General features: G+C 38.8%; 17 protein-coding genes. 6 read left to right on the top strand and 11 right to left on the bottom strand.

Annotated features, from left to right (window positions below; all coding sequences use genetic code 11):
* Window positions 1-30 precede the first annotated feature (30 nt).
* The 5 genes from PULV_RS10945 to PULV_RS10925 form a co-directional block, all read right to left on the bottom strand.
* The gene (locus tag PULV_RS10945) at window positions 31-483 is read right to left on the bottom strand and encodes a hypothetical protein (RefSeq protein ID WP_193331721.1); all 453 of its coding nucleotides are present in this window, start codon (window positions 481-483) and stop codon (window positions 31-33) included.
* Between the two features lie 613 nt (window positions 484-1,096).
* On the bottom strand, window positions 1,097-2,011 hold the full coding sequence (locus PULV_RS10940) for a hypothetical protein (RefSeq protein ID WP_193331720.1): 915 nt from the start codon (window positions 2,009-2,011) through the stop codon (window positions 1,097-1,099).
* A gap of 76 nt (window positions 2,012-2,087) precedes the next feature.
* Complete coding sequence (locus PULV_RS10935; RefSeq protein WP_193331719.1) at window positions 2,088-2,444, bottom strand: hypothetical protein; 357 nt, start codon at window positions 2,442-2,444, stop codon at window positions 2,088-2,090.
* Between the two features lie 169 nt (window positions 2,445-2,613).
* On the bottom strand, window positions 2,614-7,728 hold the full coding sequence (locus tag PULV_RS10930; RefSeq protein ID WP_193331718.1) for a hypothetical protein: 5,115 nt from the start codon (window positions 7,726-7,728) through the stop codon (window positions 2,614-2,616).
* A 552-nt stretch (window positions 7,729-8,280) separates the two neighbouring features.
* Window positions 8,281-8,646 carry a glyoxalase superfamily protein gene (locus tag PULV_RS10925; RefSeq protein ID WP_086745576.1) on the bottom strand — a complete coding sequence of 122 codons (366 nt, stop codon included), beginning with the start codon at window positions 8,644-8,646 and terminating at the stop codon, window positions 8,281-8,283.
* A gap of 340 nt (window positions 8,647-8,986) precedes the next feature.
* On the opposite strand from PULV_RS10925, the gene PULV_RS10920 reads away from it, so the two are divergent.
* Window positions 8,987-9,937, top strand: coding sequence for an IS110-like element ISPtu2 family transposase (locus PULV_RS10920; RefSeq protein ID WP_193331717.1), 951 nt, complete (start codon window positions 8,987-8,989; stop codon window positions 9,935-9,937).
* A 39-nt stretch (window positions 9,938-9,976) separates the two neighbouring features.
* Here the strand turns inward: PULV_RS10920 and PULV_RS10915 are convergent, their stop codons facing one another.
* The 3 genes from PULV_RS10915 to PULV_RS10905 all read right to left on the bottom strand — a co-directional run bounded on the left by PULV_RS10915 (window position 9,977) and on the right by PULV_RS10905 (window position 13,452).
* Complete coding sequence (locus PULV_RS10915; RefSeq protein ID WP_193331716.1) at window positions 9,977-10,546, bottom strand: hypothetical protein; 570 nt, start codon at window positions 10,544-10,546, stop codon at window positions 9,977-9,979.
* Window positions 10,543-11,520 (bottom strand): hypothetical protein, encoded by a 978-nt coding sequence (locus PULV_RS10910; RefSeq protein WP_193331715.1) that lies wholly within the window; start codon window positions 11,518-11,520, stop codon window positions 10,543-10,545. Before PULV_RS10910 ends, PULV_RS10915 begins: the two co-directional genes overlap by 4 nt.
* 1,488 nt (window positions 11,521-13,008) lie before the next feature.
* Window positions 13,009-13,452, bottom strand: coding sequence for a SirB2 family protein (locus tag PULV_RS10905; protein ID WP_193331714.1), 444 nt, complete (start codon window positions 13,450-13,452; stop codon window positions 13,009-13,011).
* A 321-nt stretch (window positions 13,453-13,773) separates the two neighbouring features.
* Here PULV_RS10905 and PULV_RS10900 point away from each other — a divergent pair, with 321 nt between their 5' ends.
* The gene (locus PULV_RS10900; protein ID WP_193331713.1) at window positions 13,774-14,826 is read left to right on the top strand and encodes a CNNM domain-containing protein; all 1,053 of its coding nucleotides are present in this window, start codon (window positions 13,774-13,776) and stop codon (window positions 14,824-14,826) included.
* Window positions 14,827-14,864: 38 nt separating this feature from the next.
* Here the strand turns inward: PULV_RS10900 and PULV_RS10895 are convergent, their stop codons facing one another.
* From PULV_RS10895 to PULV_RS10885, 3 genes are all read right to left on the bottom strand, one after another.
* Complete coding sequence (locus tag PULV_RS10895) at window positions 14,865-15,773, bottom strand: histone deacetylase family protein (protein WP_193331712.1); 909 nt, start codon at window positions 15,771-15,773, stop codon at window positions 14,865-14,867.
* A gap of 285 nt (window positions 15,774-16,058) precedes the next feature.
* The gene (locus PULV_RS10890) at window positions 16,059-16,985 is read right to left on the bottom strand and encodes an electron transfer flavoprotein subunit alpha/FixB family protein (protein WP_193331711.1); all 927 of its coding nucleotides are present in this window, start codon (window positions 16,983-16,985) and stop codon (window positions 16,059-16,061) included.
* A complete protein-coding gene (locus tag PULV_RS10885) occupies window positions 16,982-17,734 on the bottom strand; it encodes an electron transfer flavoprotein subunit beta/FixA family protein (protein WP_086744998.1) in 753 nt (250 codons plus the stop codon). The genes PULV_RS10890 and PULV_RS10885 overlap by 4 nt, the downstream gene beginning before the upstream one ends.
* A 192-nt stretch (window positions 17,735-17,926) precedes the next feature.
* On the opposite strand from PULV_RS10885, the gene PULV_RS10880 reads away from it, so the two are divergent.
* The 4 genes from PULV_RS10880 to PULV_RS10865 all read left to right on the top strand — a co-directional run bounded on the left by PULV_RS10880 (window position 17,927) and on the right by PULV_RS10865 (window position 22,812).
* Window positions 17,927-19,573 (top strand): electron transfer flavoprotein-ubiquinone oxidoreductase, encoded by a 1,647-nt coding sequence (locus PULV_RS10880; protein WP_193331710.1) that lies wholly within the window; start codon window positions 17,927-17,929, stop codon window positions 19,571-19,573.
* A gap of 169 nt (window positions 19,574-19,742) precedes the next feature.
* Window positions 19,743-20,210 (top strand): acyl-CoA thioesterase, encoded by a 468-nt coding sequence (locus PULV_RS10875; RefSeq protein WP_086744996.1) that lies wholly within the window; start codon window positions 19,743-19,745, stop codon window positions 20,208-20,210.
* 84 nt (window positions 20,211-20,294) lie between these two features.
* Window positions 20,295-21,008 carry a tRNA (N6-threonylcarbamoyladenosine(37)-N6)-methyltransferase TrmO gene (tsaA, locus tag PULV_RS10870; protein WP_193331709.1) on the top strand — a complete coding sequence of 238 codons (714 nt, stop codon included), beginning with the start codon at window positions 20,295-20,297 and terminating at the stop codon, window positions 21,006-21,008.
* A 79-nt stretch (window positions 21,009-21,087) separates the two neighbouring features.
* Window positions 21,088-22,812 carry a proline--tRNA ligase gene (locus PULV_RS10865; RefSeq protein WP_193331708.1) on the top strand — a complete coding sequence of 575 codons (1,725 nt, stop codon included), beginning with the start codon at window positions 21,088-21,090 and terminating at the stop codon, window positions 22,810-22,812.
* Window positions 22,813-22,930 lie beyond the last annotated feature (118 nt).

The following is a 22,930-nucleotide window of genomic DNA, read 5'->3' as shown; positions in this document are numbered from 1 at the left end:
CCTTATTTATTAGCTTGTTAGGCATACCGTTTAACCATTACATACCTTATGATATTCCAATGGAAGCGGCTTAACCAAATTAGTAGTTTTACTTATACCGAATATCTCGGCTTTACACACTGTAGGTCTTGGAGATTGTAAAACTCCAGATAATTGAATTTGATAATCAAAATTAGTCTCGGGAGTAAATTTTACGATTACTGAGCATTGTTTAGCTATTCCTGCAATAGAGTGTAAAAGCAAAGATATTGGTTCATTAGCTTTAACATTAACACCTTTTGAATTGAATTCTGACACCAACGGATTACCTTCATCTAAAACCATGAAACGAGTATCTGGTGTAGAAGAGTCTCCATTGCACTTTCTGTCATTACTAACCTCATAAATATAGGTAGTTGAACCTAACATAGGAGTTTCTAGCTGCCTTTTAATTATAACTTGTGGGGAGTTAGGTTCCGTTGATGCTACGTAATCTTTCATCATTGCACAGCCTGAAAGAATTAATATGGAAGTTATTAAAGAAATTTTGATGTACAACAGAACTCTCCTTGTATGCCTAACACCACCTTAAGCGGCAATAAAATAGCTGGCTAAAATTAGCGAGGAACGAGCAAAAGCCAGCTGTTTTTTGTCCGTTTAAGCAACTTGTTAGCAGTTTGAATTAGTCAAATATAGCCGAGTCAATTAATGAAATACTTATATCTCATAAAATATAGAGATGAAAGAATTACGATAGCGATCATAAATATTCCCCATGAGCTAGATAAATAAGAAAGCATATCATCAGTGGATGTAAATCGTTTTATAATATTAATTAGCATTTCATCATTAAAGTTATCATCATCAAAGTCTTTTAAAACATTATAGGCCCAAGACATTGAGAGTAATAAATAAATCATGAAGCAATACTCTATAGCTAAGTAATACCACCTGTTTATGAAAACATTTCCAAGTGAAGTTAAGAAAAAGATCAAGAAAAAAAAGGTAATAAACAAATCAAATGAATTGAGCACCAACAAAGACAACATTATCAATGATATAAATGAAAAAAAACCAGAGAACATTCGAAAAGTTGTAATAAATATTTTTTTCACATCTAACTCCTGCAGATATTAAAAAGCCAAAGCCAACTGATAAAATATAAAAAACTAAAAAAATAAAGAGGAGGTAAAATAAAATTAAAAAACTCCAAATGGCTAAAAACCAAAGAATAAATCAATGTCCAATAAAAGATTTCGATACATATTAAAAACAAAATGAATCCGCCCCTGCTCCCTAGAATAAACTTCGATCGTTTCACTGAACTTGGATGTAAAAGTTTGTCTAATCTACCTTTTTCATAGGAGTTTGATGCATATCTCCCAGTACAAATAAAAGCATATAAATCGCAGAGAAATTCCTTAAATCTTGTAGGATAAAAAACAAAATGTGATATAAATGCAGCAGCAACAGCAAAGGACACAATAATTATAATAGGGTTCCACAACGTTTCTTGTAAACCAAATAAGACTTCAACATAACCAGACGTTAGCATTGAAAAAATACAAGTTACGATCAAACATAACGATTTATCAAAAACACTGAGGAAGCTATCAAAGCTCACTAAATGGCATTTTTCATGGTATATCTTAAAGTTTATCAGCTCATATTGAGGAGCAGCTAAGTCCTTCAACGATACAAACAGGGTATAAAATTTACTACATGTATTATTTCTACTTACTTTTACTGAAATCCAGCTAGAAATTTCGAATTCATATTTAAATTTATTTATTAAATTTTTTAGTTCTAACGTATTAACTTGAAATGAACTAACCTTTGAAACCCACAAAATAACAATGGATATTAAGAAAGTTGTAACTAATGTATATAAAGTAAAATAAAGAACGGCTTCATTTGGCGATTCTTTAAAAAACTTAAGAATCATCTCACCTCCTGCTTCAGTTAGTTTTTGAATATAACCATCACCAAGTTTTATTTCACTTTCAACAAACAAACCAACTAAATTACTCATAATGAATATAATGATAAATAGTGTTTTCAATATCAAAGATAAAAAATTATGAAAAAGTAAAAACAAACTAACCTGGTTACTTTTCATTAAGGTAATTTTTTATTGCTTGTAGTAACACCCCATCTTTCTTTCTTTCATCAACAATAATTTTATTTTGGTTTTGTTTAATCCATAATTTTAATGAGTGCTTAGTTAACTTTATTCCTTCTTTAGCTAGCTGAATTGCAGCAGCTGTTATGAACACAGTCAACACTGTTGAAATTGCTTCAGAGAAATCACCAAAGCCAGTATTTCCAATATCAGAATTATCCTTATCATTTAAAATATCTTCCAACAAAGACTCCTTAATCCCTTCAAATACAATTGATTCTTCAGGGCAAATTTCATTTACTAAATCACCTGCAATCATCAATATAGAATCTTTTTCAATCATTTTAATCTCCTATAACCGTAAACAGTCAAAACCAAATTCAGCATAAAACTGCTAACGCCCGGCTCACCGAGCAAATTTTTGATGGCGGCTTTTGTGCGCGTTTTTGCACAAAAGGTGACAGCGGAAATTTGTCCGGTGCAGCCGCTTGTTACATGCCAGGTATATACCATCAAACATGTATTTTTCTCGATCTTATCAAGTGCTCTCTTAAGTAATAAGCTCTTGCTGAACCTGTTTCAACAATACCAGTCAATAAGAGCAGGCAAATATCATACATTTTACGACTAAGTGCTCCCCTGTTCTCAATCTGTAAATACCTTCCAATTGACATTTCCAAATAGTATGCAGTATTGATTTGCTTAACTATTAGTTGTGAATTATTGGAAAACTTTTCAGCTAATACCTGAATGCCTTTATCAAAAAAGATATCATGAAAGTTGTAAATTAAGGAAGATAGGGCTTCAAATACATGGCTATTGCTTGCCGATTGCCTTGCAAACTCGAGCAAATGACCAGCCCCTCTTTCCATATCTGTTTGCTCGCTTGGGTGGCCTTGCCACAGGGAGTCTGCATACAACATTCCCCGTAACAGCTTATTTAAATCATTTTGCAAACCAATGTATGGATCATTCACATCTTTTAAAGCTATGATGTGAGCTTCTGGCGCGAGGATATTCCATAGTGACCAAACTGAATCAAAGTCACCTTCCTTTTCCATTGCCACATCAAAAGATAATTTCAAGGAATATATAAAGCTAGGAGCCTTAGAACAGCCTGAAATTAAAAGGTCTTTAAATGGTTCAAAGTTGCGATTTCTTAATTGAACAATATGTTCCGTCAAACAATCCTGTATCTCTTTTATTATTTCGTGTTGTATTTTTTGGTCGTCATCTGTTCTGTAGTCGGCGTACTCCGATTCAAAAGCAAGTTCAACTATCTTCTTAAAAAGAGCTATTTGTTTATCATCTTCATTACCAAACGGAATCATTAAAGTAGAAAGGTGTATAAACCATGGTGAGTGGCTTATTAAAGAAATTTCGTCAACATTGAGGTTAAAATTCCCATTTATCAGATTATTTCTAAAGTTTGTAATCAGGGTAATCCAATGTTGGTGTGCCTCATCCAGTTCATCTTCCTGTAAATGGAAAAACCTTCGAGCCATACTCTCTTCTTTACGAAACCTAGCATACTCGACAACTCCATTTAAACAATAGGACGCCAACTCATAATCTATTGACCAGAGAAAATCTCTCACACCTTTAGCGGCATAAGCACAAACATTGAGGTTTTCATGTGTTAACGCTGTGGCTAAAGCGTATTTCAAATGTTCTTTTTGCTCTAAATCCAGATCTAGTTCAAGTAACTTCGGTAACACAAAAGCACAAGCACCAGAGCCATAATAATCCGTCTTATCATGAGCTGTTGTCCCTTCCATAATATCGGCATGCATAAATATTGCTTCAAGGATGACTCCTAAACACCATTCTTTGTTTTCATCGCTTAAATTGTAAAGATCATCACGAATACAAACCGCAGCTACAGTTGTAATTGTCCCAACCGCCATTTCAGCAAAATTAGGAATTTTGTTATTTTGAAGAGAGTCCAGTAAGTTTTTTGCAGTGTTTAATGCATCCTGATACGAAGCAAAATATTCTTCTTTAAATAGCTTTTCTTCAAATAATTTCCTTGCCCATAAATGTAAGCTAGTTACGGAGTTGTCAACAGCATGCCTCTTATTGAATTCCTGTTGATCTTGCTTTAAATCTTCAGGGAGTTCAGTCGAACTTTGAAGCAAAACTCGATTGTTATCCTTATCTTCAACAGCCTCCCAGGTTCTTGTATCAACTCGATGCACAAGATATCGAAGACTTTTCTCATTGCGAACAGTTGCTTCACTTATTAATCCATCAACAATTTCAAGAACATCTTCCCTTAGTTCTGCATCAAACTGTAATCTAGTTAATAAAGTCTCTAATGATTCCTTCCTCCAAGGTCTGAGTGCTGCCTCTCTTCTTTCCTCGTTATAAGTTTTAGACATTACACCTCTATCTAAACCAAACCAGTTCGGCGTACTCCCACCCATTTCAGCCGTCATACGAATCAAGTCTAGATAATACAAATCAGCAGTATTTAGTAAGGGAAAGGCTGCTTTATTTATTTTACTAGGGAAACCTGTTGCCACTGATGATAAAACAGATGTAATCATCACAGAGTTGCTATTTCGCAATAAGTAATCATATATCCAATCAATTTGGTTATTTTCACCACTTCCACTTACATACTCTACTAACCAGTTCTCCAATGCCATTAGCGCACACTGTAGCAAGTAAGGTAATGTAGATTGCCCCCTGTATCCTTTCCATAAATGAGGAGAGGCATATTGCTTAATTGTTGCTCCATCATTAAGCTTCAGTTCCACTTCTCTAACAGCTACTTCATTAGTGAAAAACTGATCTTGCTCATTATCCGAAGGTGCACCAAACTCAGATTCTGCATATTTCTGCGCTGTTACGTTACACAACTCAATTATAAAATCTAAAGCTTTTCTCGGGTGGTGTTGAAGTAGGTACGTAAACGGCCCCTTCGCTCCGCTGGCTGGAAAAAATTCCCTCTCTCGATCTAGTCCGAATGATTCTTCTACATCTATGCGCCCATATCCTGCATAGCCATAGTCATCTTCCTCTGGCTTTTGCAACAACCATTCATGCATTGATAACTTAACGATGAAGTCAGGGCGAAACTTACATAGCATCGGAACATTTGTCCCTACAAGCGCTAACCTTGTTAACTCATCAACATAACTCAGTCTTCGAGGTTTGATTTTAGAGATGAAAACATCTTGCGCCATTAATTCATCAAATTCTACTTCAATTGCTGGGGAAACTTTTAATAAAGCGCTGAGTATATTTTTTCTTTGTTCTTTGCTTCGATAGGCATCTTTTAAAGGTTTCAATAGCCATATAGCCAACAAGCCAACCGTTCTTGAATCTTCAGGAAAGTCGTCGTAGATGTTAATTATGCCGCACCATTCGTTGATTAATTCAGCGATATGATTGAGAGTGGATTTGCTTAAATCTGTTCTGACTTCAAAAATAAACTTAAATAGTGCTCCCCAACCTTGACCATATGGGAGAAGAAACAAAGATTGTAATATTCCAGACTTTTCATCCTGTTTCAGTAAATTAGTAAAGCGAGAATTTGGTCTTTGGCAAGTTATCCTTAGGATAAAGCAAAAGCGAATCAATAAAGCGCAATCATCTTTAAGTAGTTGAAACCTCATCAAATATAAAAATGTTTCTGGTGCATCATGCTGTAAGATCGCTGCGATGGTTTCATCTTTCCAAAAGCTTTCGACATCATCGGCACCTAATATATTTGCTACAAATTCATTAGTTGACTCATCAAATTTTAATCTTCTATATAACCATAATCTAAACGCCCTACTTATTGCTGGTTCGCTACCTATAGCCGATAAGAAACTTGCGACATCATGAAAATTAGTTATATATTCAGCCTCAATGAACTCTTCTAATGCCCAATCTTCCAACACATCGTGGGGCAAGCTTATAGTTGAAGATCTTTGATCTCGGTAAATCAGGTTATCCTCTTCCAGCTTAGAGATAACTTCAGGATCGAATTCATTAGCAGAGATTCCAAACACCATTTTTTTCGCTCTCTGCTTGGCGATATCAATGAATGTCGTTTTACGCTTTACTGGCATACCCGACTTGCGATCTTGCTCTCTAGAAATAACCGTAGACCATACGGTGTTTCTAAACTCTACCTCTGTATCGCCTGATTTAAATTGTGCGCCATTACCAATTGCTCTTACTGCAATTTCAATGAAAAAAGGGATCTTGAGTATGTCTACTAAAGAGCTATTTGATATTAATTCATTGAATTCTGGAATATTTTTACAAACCTGTTCAACTTGCTCTTGCGTGAGTCCTTCTATGTTTACGCTACTAAATTTGAGGCCACTAGGTTGTAAAAAGTTAAAGGTGAGTTGTTGATAGGCATAATCACGTCCTGTAGCAATAATAGTCCAACCGGTTTGTTGTCTTATAAACTGAAGTAAATCAATGAATGCGTCTTGATAATTAAGCTCCAGAACTTTTTCTAAAGACTCAATTACCAGAATCTTTTCTTGAAGTAATGAAAAATACCCTTCAATTTGCCCTAAAGTTGAATTCATGCCGATAGATGCAAAAACGTCATTAAGGTGGCTTCGATCTAAATCTTCAGCTCTTAGGTAAAAAACAGGCACATCCTTGCCTTTAGTTGAAATAAAATCTTTTACAATACCTGACTTTCCGGCACCTCTAACACCTGTTACAAATAGAAAATCACTATCATTAAAAGCTTCTGATAATTTTACTAAATCTTCATACCTATCAATATGGAAGCCATTAATTGTGTTCGATATGCCTCCATAAATGTAGCTGCCACGCTCCTTGAATTTCAAGAAGTCATTTTCAAAATCCACATTGACCAAAACTTGAAACAATTCGGTTACGTCCTTCGGAGTATTCTCAAGAGTTAAAACTCCAGCATTCTGGTTAAATTCTTGAACGCAAGTAACTACTTTAGATAAAACAAGTGATGGAGATTTATCTGAATAACATTGAATTAGTGAACAAAGTAAATTGGCAACTATTGAGTATTTAGCATCTAAATCAAAGGAGACTAAATAAAAGACTCGCAGAAATTTCCACAATTCATCATCATTAACTTCCTTTCCTTCATTAGCATTGATTAATTGGGACCTGAAGATGTTTAACCTTTTAACTTTTGCTTCACTCGTGAAACCTTTAGTTTTCGATTTTTTTATAAAGTCCGCAGAGCTTGATGAGTATTTAGCCCACTCCAATATTGGAAGTGTATTGTTAATATCCAGTTTGGAAAGTGGTCCAGTTATCAATGCAATCGAGTCACTTTCAGGGTTAAATTCAGTATCTTTAAAGTCTTTCCATGCACTGTTAATAACTTCTGCGAACATTGACTCCTGAGATTCACTTATAGTTATTTCGTGCTTAATCTGAGCATAAAGTCTGCTTTCATTACTTAATTTATCTGACGCAACTAAGACAAAGTCATCCGTGTTAGAACCATCATATTTATTTTGAAATTTTAGTTCTTTAGCTCTCATGTTTTGTGATAAGCAAGGTACGCAAGAATGCGTTAATAATGAAATAGCAAAAGCTGCTTGAACCCTAGTTTCAAAATTAACTCCACCACCTCCAGTGGAAAATGGATTACTTTGTTGTTTAACATCTTTGCTCATTCTTATTCCCGTAAATCTAATAAATTGACAACAAAGTCAAAGATTCCTTTCACTTTACCAACCAATTATACAATGAGGATTGAGGCACATTGTGAGGGCAAATAGGCATGTAACGCTTCATTAAGAAGCGAGTTTAGGCTTGCTAAACTTTTGTGACGAAGGAACTCGAGCAAGCCGTGACGAGTCTTTCTTTAATGACTTGTTATATGCAAATTGGCTAAGAAATGAAAATACCAACGCATACAAGTAAAGTTATAAAACCAACAATAACTACATCATTGTAAAAAACGAAGCCCTTAAACAATCCCTCTTCATGAGGGTACTCTTTTGGGTATTTACCCAACGTAAAAATACGACAAATTGGCCATCCAATGTAGTAACAAACTGTGTTGATAAAGAATTCGATGAATACTCGAACTAAAAGCTGGGTAAACCAATCAAACACAGTTACTTCCTTTGCATATAACGCCTCGTTAAGAGGCAAATAATATGTTGGCTAAAATAAGCGACGCAGGAGCAAAAGCCAACTGTTATTTGCCTCTTAACGAGGCGTTATGTGTTTTTCTGCTCATTGAACAATACTTTGTTTGAAAATGGATCAATGACCGTAAAACAACGACCACCCCAAGGTGCCTGCTCAATTGAGGGCTTGCTGTATTTATAAGGCCGTGAAGTTATTTCTTGGAACAATGCATCAAGATCGCTGACATTTACAAAGACTTTGCTGCCCGGCGTACAATCACCAGAATGCTCACTAAGATGAAGAACGAGATTTCCTTTTGAAGCCTGAATATAAATTGGGTAGTCCTGCTCAAATCGGTGCTCCCAATCTAAGGTCATACCCAAAAAACCCAAATAAAATTCTTTGGCCCTCTCTTCATCAAATATTCTAATTATTGGTATAGTTTGAAAATCCATTCTCGATACTCTCTTTACACATAACGCCCCAATAAGGGGCTAAAAATTGTTTGCTAAAATGTGTAGCGAAGCGAAACCGAGCAAACTGTTTTTAGTCCCGCTTAATTGGCTTGTATGGATAATAAACCCATCAAATTATTCTTTTAAACCGAGTTCGGGTATTGTGAGACCCAGGCTTTAGCTGCAACTAAAGCTCTCTTTTGTGGTAGTTCGATTAAGCGATGGATCCTCTGTTGAGAGACCGATAACAAGAATGAACGCCACAAAAGACTCCAAGCATCACACTCGAATAGTCTACTGGGTCTCGAACCCGCATTATGCAAGCAAGAGTTAGCTTATTATGAAAACAAATACTAATCAAAACATTAATGTCGGTGTCGATACCGGCAAATTTCAACTCGATATTTATATTCGCCCTCTTGATATCTATTTCACCGTTAAGAACGATGAAAAAGGGATTGCAGAGGCTATTAAAAAAATCAAAATACACTCTCCAAACCGCATCATTATTGAAGCCACTGGCCGCCTTGAAATGCCCTTTATTATTGCATGTGCAAAGGCCAATTTACCCTTTGTCATTGCCAACCCAATACACATAAAACGCTTTGCTGGCGCCATTGGTCAACGCGCTAAAACCGACAAGCTAGATGCACAGTTGATTGCACATTATGGCGAAGCAATTAAACCCACACTCTCCACCCTAAAGCCTGACATCATGCAGATTATGAGTGATTTGGTTGCCAGAAGAAATCAGCTGTTAGTCATGCAAACGATGGAAAAAAACCGCCTGCAAATTTTACCAAAAGAGCTGATTTCAACCATCAAACCTATTTTAACAGCCTTTAAAAATCAGATTGAAAAAATTGAAAATAAAATTCTAAAACTCATTGAATCATGCCCTGAATATTCAGCCAAAAACACGATCCTACAAAGCATGAAAGGCATTGGTAAAATTGCCGCTGCCTCCATCATCAGTAACTTACCTGAGCTTGGCTATATGTCGAATAAAGAAGCCGGTGCATTGGTTGGCGTTGCGCCTATGAATCGCGAAAGTGGCCGCTATAAAGGGCTTCGAAAAATTCAAGGTGGGCGGCATCAAGTACGCACCGTTTTATACATGGCGATGATGTCAGCCATCCAATCAAACCCTGTTTTTAAATCAACTTATCAGCGATTAGTTGCTGCTGGGAAACCGAAAAAAGTAGCGCTTATTGCGTGTGTCAGGAAGATGATTGTGATCTTAAATTCGATGCTCAGAGACGGAGTTATGTGGGAAGCGCCAAAAGTTTAAAATTAGCTATTGACGCCATAGTCTCTTGTTAAGTGCCTTTTATTGCGGTGTATGTAATCTTTCACCTAGGTAATATAAGCCTAGAATCGTTGCTAATATCATTTGCCAAAGTATAAAAGTAAACAATGTAAAACCAACCCATGACATTACAAGATGATATTCACTTGTAATTGTCAAAGCCAAACCTATCTTTGCACCAATAACCAAAAATATACTGATAGCAGTTAAATATGAAAAAAGAACACAAAGGAAGCGTCGTCTAGTCATATCAACCATCAACGAACTACCGTGATGCATTATTTCTATTTTTGGCGGGTTTGCCATTAACTGGTCAATATCATGTTTATTAAAGGTAGCGACAGCAGCTAGTGCGGCAATGAAGAAACCGGGAAGATTAGCAATAAAAGAAGTTAATTCGCTAATTAACCCACCATCTCCGATGATATCTTCAAGTGGAATATAAAAGTACGAAACTACGAGTGTTAAAATGGTAAATATTAAAGGAGCAGCCCAATCATAAACCCATTTGTCTTCATGCTTTATTTTAAGATATGAAAACGGTCTAGTGAACTGATAAGCAATAAGTTTAAACTGAGCTAAGATTCTCATTGTATTAACTCTATCATTTTGTTTTTAATACCATCATGGATATTAGGAAAAGACGTTCTAAGTGCATTTCCGAACCCTTCTATTTTACATTTTTTGACATATTTATCTGCTTGCCAAAGATTTCCTGTATCAGTACTAAGTGTAGCAGTATGCCCTGAACCTGATTCGTCAGTAAATGAAACTCTTACAAATGGAGAGTTTAAAGTATCTGCATGTTGCAGCGCTTTTTGTAAGTGCCCCCAATTACCGCCATTAAGTAAAACATCTAAACGTCCTACTTTCATTTTGATGTCGGCTCCAATTAACTCAGAATGTGTATTTGAGTCATACCCTCGAATCACATCCATATCACTCGTGATTTTAATACCGTTTATTTGACCGCTATCTAGTTCTTGACGGAATTCATCTGATGGATGAGCGAGAAAACTAATGTTGCAAAATACGTTAATTGTTTTACCTTCCTCACCAGACGGATGAGGTTTTTTATAATCGTTATTATTATGCCTAGCAGAAACTTTAAATAAATGATTAAGGAAAGAACCTGCTTTTGCAAAAGGCAAAGAGGAGCTTTTTTCAAATAGAGCCAAATGCTTATTAGCAGCCGTTTGGTCTTTTAATATAATTAAGTGAGACGAAGACTCTAGTCCACGATCTTCACTTAATTCAGTTACTTCTCTGTCACTATCATCTCCCCCTAGCAACTGAGTTACAGGGTGAGCAGCTTCTGTATCAACAACGTTAATAAGTAGAATCCAACAATTATCCAATTCTTCCATATCTTCAAGTCTGAACTCTAATTTAGACCCTGCAGTCACTTTCTTTCTCGCTTTATTAAGTTCACGTAACTGAGAAAGTTCATTCATTAATTCATCTAATGTTCTAGGAGAAGCCATTGAATGAGGAATATCTCTTGCTAAGGTTTTACCACTTAAGCCAAGATCAAAGTATTGGATAATCCGTTCATTATTTTTCATTTCTATATGAATTCCTAGAGTTTGTGACCAAGCCTGATGAGGCACTTAACGCCCTAATAACAGGCAAAAAATTGATTGCTAAAATGTTGAGGTACGAAAACAGCAAACTGTTTTTTGTCCTTGTTTATTAGCTTGTTATGTTGCAACACTACCACCACAAGATCAAAGATATAATATAAATTGGCACCAACAAACCTATGATTGTTGAAACAACAGCAGAGAGTATTTGAAGAAATTTGAAAATAACGTTAGATTTTTGATACTCGTGAATCCATGCCTCACGGTACATTTTGCTGAAGATAAAAAGCCAAAATCCAAATATTGTTCCAATCAATTCCATATCGATTTTAAGGCACTAAATAAATGCCATTTACTCCATACTTGCTTTGCAACATAACGCTTCAATAATACGTGCAGCAAGTTTGGCAGTTTCTTTGCGTTGTTTGCAAAAGAAAATGAAAAACTTGCGGAGTCGTATTTCATTGACTTGTTCTGTGGCAGCCAGACTTTAGTCGTTTTGGCTGCGTAGATTGGAAAACTCGAAGGAAAATGGCACTTGAGCGAGACTTCATATCCTAAAGCTTAGCACTAATGTCTGTTTGTAAACCCCGCTGGTTTCAACAGCATTAGTGCTAAGCTTTAGGGATTGAAATAAAGTATAGTCCCGTCAAGTTTCTTTGTTAGATTTTATAGCACTTAAAACAAGCCATTTTATACTGATTAAATATACAGTAAAAAATCCTGTGTACGCTATAATATCTAGGGTTTCCAATTCCATCAGAACAATTTAATATCGAGCGATTGGGTCGTTTTTCTGCCGTGAACCGTCTCGAGTTTCTACTTTAGGAATTTTTATCATATTGGATAACATATTGATACAAAAAGTTTTCTGCCTTTAAAGCTGAAATTGCTTTGGGATGAAAACGACCCAATCGCTCGTTTTCTTGACTATACGAGAAACTCACCAACACTGTATATACACGCATACATAGAAAAATACTTAAAAAAATATAAATACACTGTTAATTTTCAATAGCTTATATTATAAATAATACAAAGTCGGTACCAAAATTAGTGAGGAATTGAGTAACTTCTGTTTAGAAATCATTGATTGTACGAATCACAAACAGACTCTGTCGCTATATAAAGAAAGAACACCGATGCCAATAAATTTTCCCTTAAATCAAACCTGAAAAAATCCATTTGATGAATAATGCGCGACAGGAAGTCGAGCAAGCCATGCTTAGGCATAGGCGAAAGCTGGTTGCAGCCTATTTTATTGAAATAAAGTTAGTCACTGCTCAATGAGTATCAAACCCGACTGCTCTGGTAATTTTGAGGAAAGGTTAATTGTCTTGGCTCTTACATCGACTCCCATTTTGCAAAACATAAGGGCGTTACAACAAAAAAGCGCGCATATTCCTACGCGCGCTATTAATCTTTATTTGTCATCTTAATCATAACTGTTTTCAGTTACAGCTAATTGTATTAACAAATGGCACTGAGTACCGTTTGACCATATTCAATTAAGCTGGTTGTGTGCTCATTAGCACCTTTTACTTTTAAATGATGAGCAAACGCTAAACGCCCAGTCATAGCTAACCAAAACACCGCACTGACAAAGCCGACAATCCGCCAAATTGTTTTTTTGGCCCATTTTAATGCCAACGTAATCGATAACACATAAAAAACGAAGCCTGCCAGTTTTGAGCTCGCCCAACCATTTGTAATTGGGTATAAATTTAAAGGGTTTACCATCACTAAATAAATAAAGGTACATACAAACAGCGTATATAAAATATGAGGCCCTATCTTGAGGATTTTGTTATTTACTTTGTCAGAGCCTTTTAATGTCAGCGCAAAGTTGATCAGAAAAAAGATAAAGGTCAAAGCAATGAGGGTCAGATGGGTATGTTTAACAATCAGATACATAGTTAATTCCATTAATAAGCTTACTTGCTGGTATGTGATGGATCATCACGCTTGCGATTAAGAGTATATAGTGACAACAGGTGTTAAAATACTGAAATAAACACAATAATTTGCATTCTATCTCAAAAAAAGATGATCTATTATCCAAATTTGACATGACACGACTCTGTATCCTCTCCCATTTCATTACCATTTTAATTCGTTGCAGAGTATGTGCTCATAATACAAACAGCCCCCCATTTATTCCTTGCTAAAGCATTAGATTAAGCGTGTTGACTATGTTGTAATGACATCAGTAAATTACCTTTAACGGCGCATTACATGACACTGTTGTTTTTATATTTATCAATCGCAATTGGCATCTCATTCTTATGCTCAATTTTAGAAGCGGTCTTACTTTCCATTACACCGAGCTACGTCGAACAAGTTTCAGCGTCCAACCCACGCTCGGGTAAAGTGATCAGCAAAGTAAGAGATAATTTAGATGAGTCATTATCGAGCATTCTGATCCTCAATACGTTCGCCCATACCATGGGCGCAGCCGGCGTTGGTGCCCAAGCCATTCGTATTTTTGGCGAACAATGGGAAACCCTCATTGCGGTATTACTTACCCTCGTGATTTTATATTTTTCTGAGATTATCCCTAAAACATTAGGTGCGACTTTTTGGCGTACATTAGCGACACCTGCGTCTTATATCATCTCTTGGTTAATTAAACTGGTTTACCCTTTGGTTTGGCTTGCAACGGGAATTACTCGGTTATTTAGTCAAAATAAAGGCAACGAAGTGACCCGTGAAGAGATTATTGCCCTAGCTTCTTTGAGTCACAAAGGCGGCACTTTGTTTTCACAAGAAAATGAATATATTTCTAACTTACTATCACTTAGAGACATTAAAACCGAGCACATTCTCACCCCGAGAACCGTGGTACATATGCTTCATCAAGATCTCACCATTACTGAAGCCTTGAATTTAGATAAAACCCGTCAGTTTTCGCGTATTCCTGTTTATGGCGAGAGTATCGATGATATTAAAGGAAAAGTCTTGCGTACACATTTATTCGAGGCTGAACGCTCAGGGCTTGGCGAGACCCCAATTAAAGAATACCTCGATCCGCTAATGCGTGTATCAGAAAAGGTGCCCGTACAAAAGTTGCTCGACATGTTTATCAAAAACAACATGCACTTATTTTTAGTTGAAGATCAATATGGACAGACATCAGGGATTGTTTCATTAGAAGATGCCATAGAGACGTTAATTGGTCGTGAAATCATCGATGAGAGTGATACTGTGACCGATCTACAAGCTTATGCCAGAGGTAATTATCGTAACCGTTTACGCACAGAAAAAAAATCAGACGCAGATACGGAATAACCTTTAACGCACCGCCACTTCGCTGCAATAATTCATCATTATATTATTGCAGCTTGTTTAATCACGATACTGTGACGCTCTGCTAAACGTGCATGATCTTTGTCATAACCGCCGCCGATCACAGTCGCAACAGGCACGCCAAACTGCTGGCAAAGAGTAAGTACGGTTCGATCCCGTTGCTCAATCCCCTGCCAAGAGATGTCCAGCTTACCTAAGCTATCATGTTGCCAAATATCGACTCCGGCATCGTAAAGCACAATGCTTGGGTTTAAATCGCGAATTAAACTCGTTAAGGTGCTTGCGACTATTTCGATATATTGGCGATCCTGCAGGCCAATGGGCAAGCCAATATCACAGTCACTGCTGATTTTTCGAAATGGGAAATTCTTTTCGCAATGAATTGAGCAGGTAAACACATACGGATTGTGCTGCAAAATAGCTGCGGTACCATCCCCTTGATGGACATCGAGATCGAATATCAGCACATTCGTCGCTAACTTTTGCTCTATCAAAGCGGTGGCGGTATAGGCTAAGTCGTTAACCATGCAGTACCCAGAACCAAAATCACTATGTGCATGGTGCGTCCCACCCGCTAAATGACAAGCTACCCCATGTTTAAGGGCCAATTGGGCGGTGTGCAAAGTACCTTGCGCTTCGGTAAACGTGCGAGCCATGAGTTCTGCTGACCAAGGTAACCCAATGCGCCGCTGCGCTTTGGCATCAAGTAAGTTGTGGGTTAAATCATGGAGATATTGCGGGCAATGAACCGCCTCAAGACAAGCAAGGGTTGCCCGCTCTGGCGTAAATAGGTTTTGCTGTATATGGCCGCTATGAAGCAAATTCTGGTATAAATCTGCAAATTTACTCATCACAAAGCGATGCGCCACATCAAAATCAAAGGAGTAATCATGATGGTACACCAGTGGTAGATGTGGATTAATGACCATTTTTGAACACCATGGTATTTAGATTCAATCGCGCCTGGTTCTTCATAATTAAACCTTTTTGTGTGCCTATAAGCTGTGAGGTGACTATTTGTTGCTTGTATTTTTATATGTATAACAAAGTGGGATTATGCCGTATTTATACCGAAGAATAAAAACCTATCAGCAGTAAACAAAATATAGGGTGTGTTGAATTTTTTATCTGCAGCTATGCGGTGGACTATTGGGATAAAAAAAGCCGCGATCATTACTGAAACGCGGCTTTACAACCAGAAATTGTTATTATTTTTATAACGCTTGTTCGAGCGCTGGCAGCACTTCAAATAAATCGGCAACTAACCCGTAATCAGCCACTTGGAAAATAGGTGCGTCAGGATCTTTATTGATTGCAACAATCACTTTTGAATCTTTCATCCCAGCTAAATGCTGAATTGCCCCACTGATCCCAACCGCAATATATAAATCCGGCGCCACTATTTTACCTGTTTGACCTACTTGCATGTCGTTAGGCACAAAACCAGCGTCAACTGCGGCACGTGATGCCCCAATGGCAGCTCCGAGTTTATCAGCAATGCCTTCTAGCAGTGCAAAGTTTTCACCATTTTGCATGCCACGACCGCCTGAGATAATCACAGGTGCAGCAGTAAGCTCAGGACGAACCGATTCGGTTTGGCTAATTGAGACAAACGCGCTGTTACTCGATTCGATGGCTGCATCGATTGTCTGTACTTCACAAGGGGCCTGCTCGCCTTGCAATTCAAAAGCACTGGCACGCACTGAAATCACTTTTACGTCTTCCAATGATTTAACCGTTGCAATGCCATTACCTGCATAAATTGGGCGTTTGAATGTATCTGCATCAACCACATCAATAATTTCAGAGAGCTGGCTTTTATCAAGTAAAGCTGCAACACGTGGCAACGTATTTTTACCTGTTGTCGTCGCAGCTGCAAATATGTGGCTATAGTCACTGGCAAGTGACACGACTAAATCAGCCGTATTTTCTGCTAATTGATGCGCATACACGCTATTATCAGCTAAAAGTACACGGTTTACCCCGGCAATGGCGGCCACTTGCTGAGCTAAAGCTGGCACACCGTCGCCGACAACAAGTACATCAACACTGTGGCCGACTTTTAAAGCCGCATGAATGGTTTTAGACGTTTCAGGTTTTAAAATGGCATTTTCATGCTCTGCGATCACTAATGATTTCATGAGATTACCTTCGCCTCATTTTTTAATTTTTCAACTAACTGAGCCACATCGTCAACGATTACTCCCCCTTGACGCTGAGCGGGCTCTTCAACTTGTAGCAACTCAAAACGTGGGCTTAAATCAACACCAAAGCTGTCTGCTGCGACCGTTTCAAGTGGCTTACGCTTAGCTTTCATAATGTTCGGTAATGAAGCATAACGAGGTTCGTTTAAGCGTAAATCTGTGGTGACAATTGCAGGCAGGCTTAATGACACGGTTTGTAATCCGCCGTCGACTTCACGAGTAACATTTACTTTGCCCTCGCTGATTACAACCTCAGAAGCAAATGTCCCTTGAGGGCGTTTGCTTAATGCGGCCAGCATTTGACCTGTTTGGTTATTATCTGAATCAATAGACTGTTTACCCAAAATAACTAATTCTGGATTTTCTTGCTCAACCAGTTTATTGAGCAACTTAGCGATATGCAGCGAGTCGAGCTTTTGATCAGTATCGATATGAATAGCGCGATCAGCCCCCAGAGCCAGCGCAGTGCGCAATTGCTCATGACATGCTTTATCTCCAATTGACACAACCACGACTTCTGTCGCGTTACCTGCTTCTTTAATTCGAATTGCTTCTTCTACTGCAATTTCACAAAAAGGGTTCATGGCCATTTTAACATTGGCTAAATCGATGTCTGACTTATCGGCTTTGACTCTTGCTTTGACGTTGTAATCGATGACTCGCTTGATTGGCACGAGAATTTTCATATTCGCTCCGTTACTGACTGTTACAATAGGCTAAATCAACAATCAGTTATAAAGTTATTAACATTTTTTATGGGATTAGCGTACTTCCTGTTGACGTAAACGTCAACCTAAAATAGTCTTACTGCTATATTTACACATTAATAGCTGTTCATAGTTATTTACGTCACCGTCACAGAATAATAAGAGGTAGTTATGGTTGAGCGCGAAACCATGGAGTTTGATGTCGTCATAGTAGGCGCTGGCCCAGCTGGGCTAAGTGCGGCTATCCGATTAGCCCAACAAGCAAAAGAGCAACAACAAGAGTTAATGATTTGTGTGGTCGAAAAAGGCTCTGAAGTCGGCGCCCATATTTTATCAGGAGCGGTATTTGAAACTCGGGCACTCGACGAACTCCTGCCTGATTGGCAATCTCTCAATGCGCCAATTACTACGTCTGTCTCTGAAGATGACATTTATTGGTTTAATAACGATCACAAAGCCACCCGTATTCCCAACTATGCGATTCCAAAGACTTTCCACAATAAGGGGAATTACATTGTCTCTATGGGTAATGTGTGTCGCTGGCTGGCAGAACAAGCTGAAGCTTTAGGGGTTGAAATTTTTCCAGGCTTTTCTGCGCATTCGTTAATTATTGAAGACAACGTGCTCAAAGGCATCATTACCGGCGATATGGGGCTAGATAAAGACGGCAAAGAAAAAGACGGTTACATGCCTGGTATGGAGCTGCGCGCAAAATACACCTTATTTGCTGAAGGCTGTCGCGGTCACTTAGGCAAACAATTAATCAATCAATTCAAACTTGATGCAGGGCAATCTCCTCAGCACTACGGCTTAGGCTTTAAAGAAATTTGGCAAGTGCCAAGCGAGCAACATCAAGAAGGAAAAGTGGTCCATGGGACAGGCTGGCCTTTAGATAACGACACCAATGGCGGTGCGTTTATGTACCATGCTGAGGATAATCAAGTGGTCGTCGGCCTGATTGTTGATTTAAATTACAGCAATCCTTACTTAAGCCCGTTTGATGAATTCCAACGAATGAAACATCACCCAGTATTTAAATCAGTACTACAAAACGGTAAGCGTATCGCTTATGGCGCGCGTGCTATTGCCAAAGGTGGTTTAAACTCGCTGCCTAAAATGCACTTTCCTGGTGGGCTGTTAATCGGCTGTGATGCTGGTACGCTGAACTTTGCCAAAATTAAAGGCAATCACACCGCAATGAAATCTGGGATCATCGCCGCAGATACCGTATTGAACGCACTTAAAAACAACCAAGCGAATACTGATTTAATTGAGTTTACTGCTGCTTTTAAATCATCTTGGTTATTTGAAGAGCTCCACAGCTCACGTAATTTTGGCCCGGTAATGCATAAGTTAGGTAAATTTGTTGGTGGGGCTTACAACACTCTTGATCAAAACATTTTTGCTGGAAAACTGCCTTTCAATTTTAAAGATAATGTGGCCGATCACGATACATTACTCAATAAAGAGCAAGCCAGATCCATTAGCTACCCAAAACCAGATGGTGTGATCAGTTTCGATAAATTATCATCAGTGTTTTTATCTAATACCAATCACGAAGAGTCACAACCTTGTCACTTGCAACTTGCTAATGCCGAGATCCCACTAAGTGTTAACTTAGCCCAGTTTGATGAACCAGCACAGCGCTACTGCCCAGCTGGCGTGTACGAAATTCAAGAAGTCGAAGGTCAATCTGAGTTTGTGATAAACAGTCAAAACTGCATTCACTGTAAAACCTGTGATATCAAAGATCCTAGTCAAAATATTACTTGGGTCACCCCAGAAGGAGCTGGTGGACCAAACTACCCGAATATGTAAGGTAAAGGTGTGAAGACACCTTCATACTAAAAGAATCCTAAATTGCAGGGGGCGAACGCCCCTTTTTACTTTTTTAGTAATGTGTTCAATACTCTAACTAATCAATGTCACATCATTTTTCGCTTTCTGTGTTAGTTTGAGCGGACAAAACCAATAATGAGCAATGTATATGAAACAGTCTTCGATGGTATTTCGATTTTTAGCCGAACCAACCGATGTTAATTTTGGTGGTAAGGTTCACGGTGGCGTGGTTATGAAGTGGATTGACCAAGCCGGTTATGCCTGTGCAGCGGGTTGGAGTGGTCATTACTGCGTCACCATTTCAACGGGCACCATTCGCTTTCATCGCCCAATATTAGTGGGTCAAATTGTTGAGGTGTCCGCTAAAATAGCCCATACAGGCAAAACCAGTATGCAGATTTTTATCAGTGTGAAATGCGGTGATCCTAAAACACAAAGCATGAACGAAACAAACCACTGTATTATTAACTTTGTTGCCACCGATCAAGCCGGTTATCCGGTAGAAGTGCCTTCTTTTGTTGCCAAAACCGACGAAGAAAAGCGCCTTGAAGCCTATGCGATTAAAATGAAAGAAATTTCTATTCAAGCAGAGTCCTTGTTACAAGAACTGGGGTGATTTGCAGCAACCCATTGTAAAAAGATAGCCTTTGTTAAATGCACGGTTTAAAATGCTCGGCTTATTTCAACGCAAGGCCGAGCAATGACGCAGTATCAGATTGAACCGATTGGTTATATCCAATCTCCCTACAAACAAAAATTTGCCATTCCTCGTCAACCGCGCTTAATCCCACAAGCACAGGCCAAACTCATTTTTGCGCCTAATTTCAATCGCGAAGAATTTGTCCGCGGGTTGGATGAATTTAGCCATGTTTGGCTGTTATTTCGTTTTCACGAAACTGCTGATAAAGGCTGGTCACCGCTTGTGCGCCCGCCCCGCCTAGGCGGCAATGAAAAAAAAGGTGTGTTTGCAACACGTGCGACTTTTCGTCCCAATGCCATTGGCATGAGTGCGGTTAAACTCGAAGGGATTGAATATAAAAACGGTCAATTAGTATTGCTACTATCAGGCATCGATTTACTCGATGGCACACCTATTGTCGATATTAAGCCCTATTTACCTTATTCAGATAGCCTGCCAGATGCGCAAGGTGGCTTTGCCGACGATCGCCCTGAAACTGAGTTAAACGTCGAATTCAGTCAACAAGCACTCGCGTTTTGTCAGCATCAACATGACTTTCCTGAGCTGCAAGGATTTATTACCAGTGTCCTTAAACAAGATCCGCGCCCTGCTTATAAAAAAAGCAAACAAGGTATGCAGCAATACGGTATGAGCTTGCATTGCTTCAATATCAAATGGGAAATTGAAGGCAATCTCAACACTGTGATAGAAATTAGCAAGCAAAGCGATAGTTAAGCTTTTTTGCAACTAAAAGCGCTGCTACACTAGCGCCATTAAATTAAACATTGTCCAGCAATAACAATACGGAATAACAATGCGTACTAGCCAATATATACTCGCCACTTTAAAAGAAACTCCTTCCGATGCTGAAATAGTCAGCCATCAACTTATGTTACGTGCGGGTATGATCCGTCGTTTAGCGTCAGGTTTATATACGTGGCTACCATCAGGCTTACGCGTATTACGTAAAGTAGAAGCCATTGTGCGTGATGAAATGGAAAAAGCCGGCGCCATTGAAATGCTGATGCCAGTGATCCAACCTGCTGACTTATGGGTTGAATCGGGGCGCTGGGAGCAATTTGGACCTGAGCTACTACGCATCAAAGATCGCCACAATCGTGAGTTTGCTTTAGGTCCAACCCATGAAGAAGTGATCACTGAGTTTGTTCGTAAAGAAATCAGTAGTTACAAACAATTACCTCTAAATTTATTCCAAGTTCAAACAAAAGTACGTGATGAAGTACGTCCACGTTTTGGTGTGATGCGCGCGCGCGAATTTACCATGAAAGACGCTTACTCTTTCCATTTAAGTGATGCGTGTTTAGATGCGACTTATCGTGTTATGCACCAAGCATATTGCAATATCTTCGAGCGAATTGGTTTAGAGTACCGCCCTGTTATTGCCGACACAGGTTCAATTGGTGGCAGTGTCTCTCACGAATTCCACGTATTGGCGGAATCGGGCGAAGATGCAATCGCATTTAGTTCCGGCAGCGATTACGCTGCAAATATCGAAAAAGCTGAAGCTGTGATGCCTACTGAGGCGCGTCCAGAGCCAAGTAAAGATCTCAATACTTTTGCAACACCAGAAGCAAAAACAATTGATGAACTGAAAAAGAAACATGGTGTAAAACCACACCGCTGCGTCAAAACATTGATTGTGTACGGTACACCCAATGAAGACGGTCAGCGTGGTTTAGTGGCACTTGTTGTGCGTGGCGATCATGAATTAAACGAACTTAAAGCTGAAAAACACGCGCTTTGTGATAGCCCGCTTGAATTTGCAAAAGATGAAGACATCATTGCACAACTAGGTGCCGCACCGGGTTCATTAGGACCGGTTGGATTATCAATTCCTGTGATCGTTGACCGTTCAGCCAGCATTTTGGCTGACTTTGTCGCAGGTGCCAATAAAGATGGTGAGCACTACTCAGGGATTAACTTTGACCGCGATGTGACTCAGTATGAAGTCGCCGACTTACGTAACGTGGTCGAGGGTGATCTTAGCCCATGTGGTCAAGGGACTTTGTCAATCAAACGTGGCATTGAAGTGGGTCATATCTTCCAGTTAGGCACTAAGTACTCAGAAGCAATGAAAGCCGGAGTGCTAAACGAAGAAGGTAAAAACCAAATTATGACTATGGGTTGTTATGGTATTGGTGTATCGCGTATTGTCGCAGCGACCATTGAGCAACATAACGATAGCAACGGTATTGTATGGCCACAGAGTATTGCGCCATTCCAGCTTGCTATTGTGCCAATGAACATGCACAAATCTCATCGTATTCCAGACATTGCTGAGCGCATTTATCAAGAATTGACCGCTGCAGGCATCGACGTATTATTTGACGATCGCAAAGAGCGCCCAGGTGTGATGTTCAATGACATGGAGTTAGTTGGTATTCCGCATACGTTAGTCATTGGCGAGCGTAATCTTGATAACAATCAGGTCGAATATAAGAGCCGTGATGGCCAGACTGCAGAGTTATTTGATATCGACACTGTCGTTGCTGAATTAATCGCTAAAATTCGTGGTTAATCGCACAGACTGACATTAAAAAGCCGAGTGTTTTCACTCGGCTTTTTTGTTATTAAACATGCATTACCACAGGCCTGCAGGTATGCTTGTGCCCCTTTTTTTTTGCAAAAAGTAGCCA

This window comes from Pseudoalteromonas ulvae UL12 (assembly GCF_014925405.1).
GTDB classification, from domain to species: Bacteria; Pseudomonadota; Gammaproteobacteria; order Enterobacterales; family Alteromonadaceae; genus Pseudoalteromonas; species Pseudoalteromonas ulvae.
The sequence above is the reverse complement of the archived record's forward strand: the minus strand, read 5'-3'. Positions and strand labels throughout refer to the sequence as shown.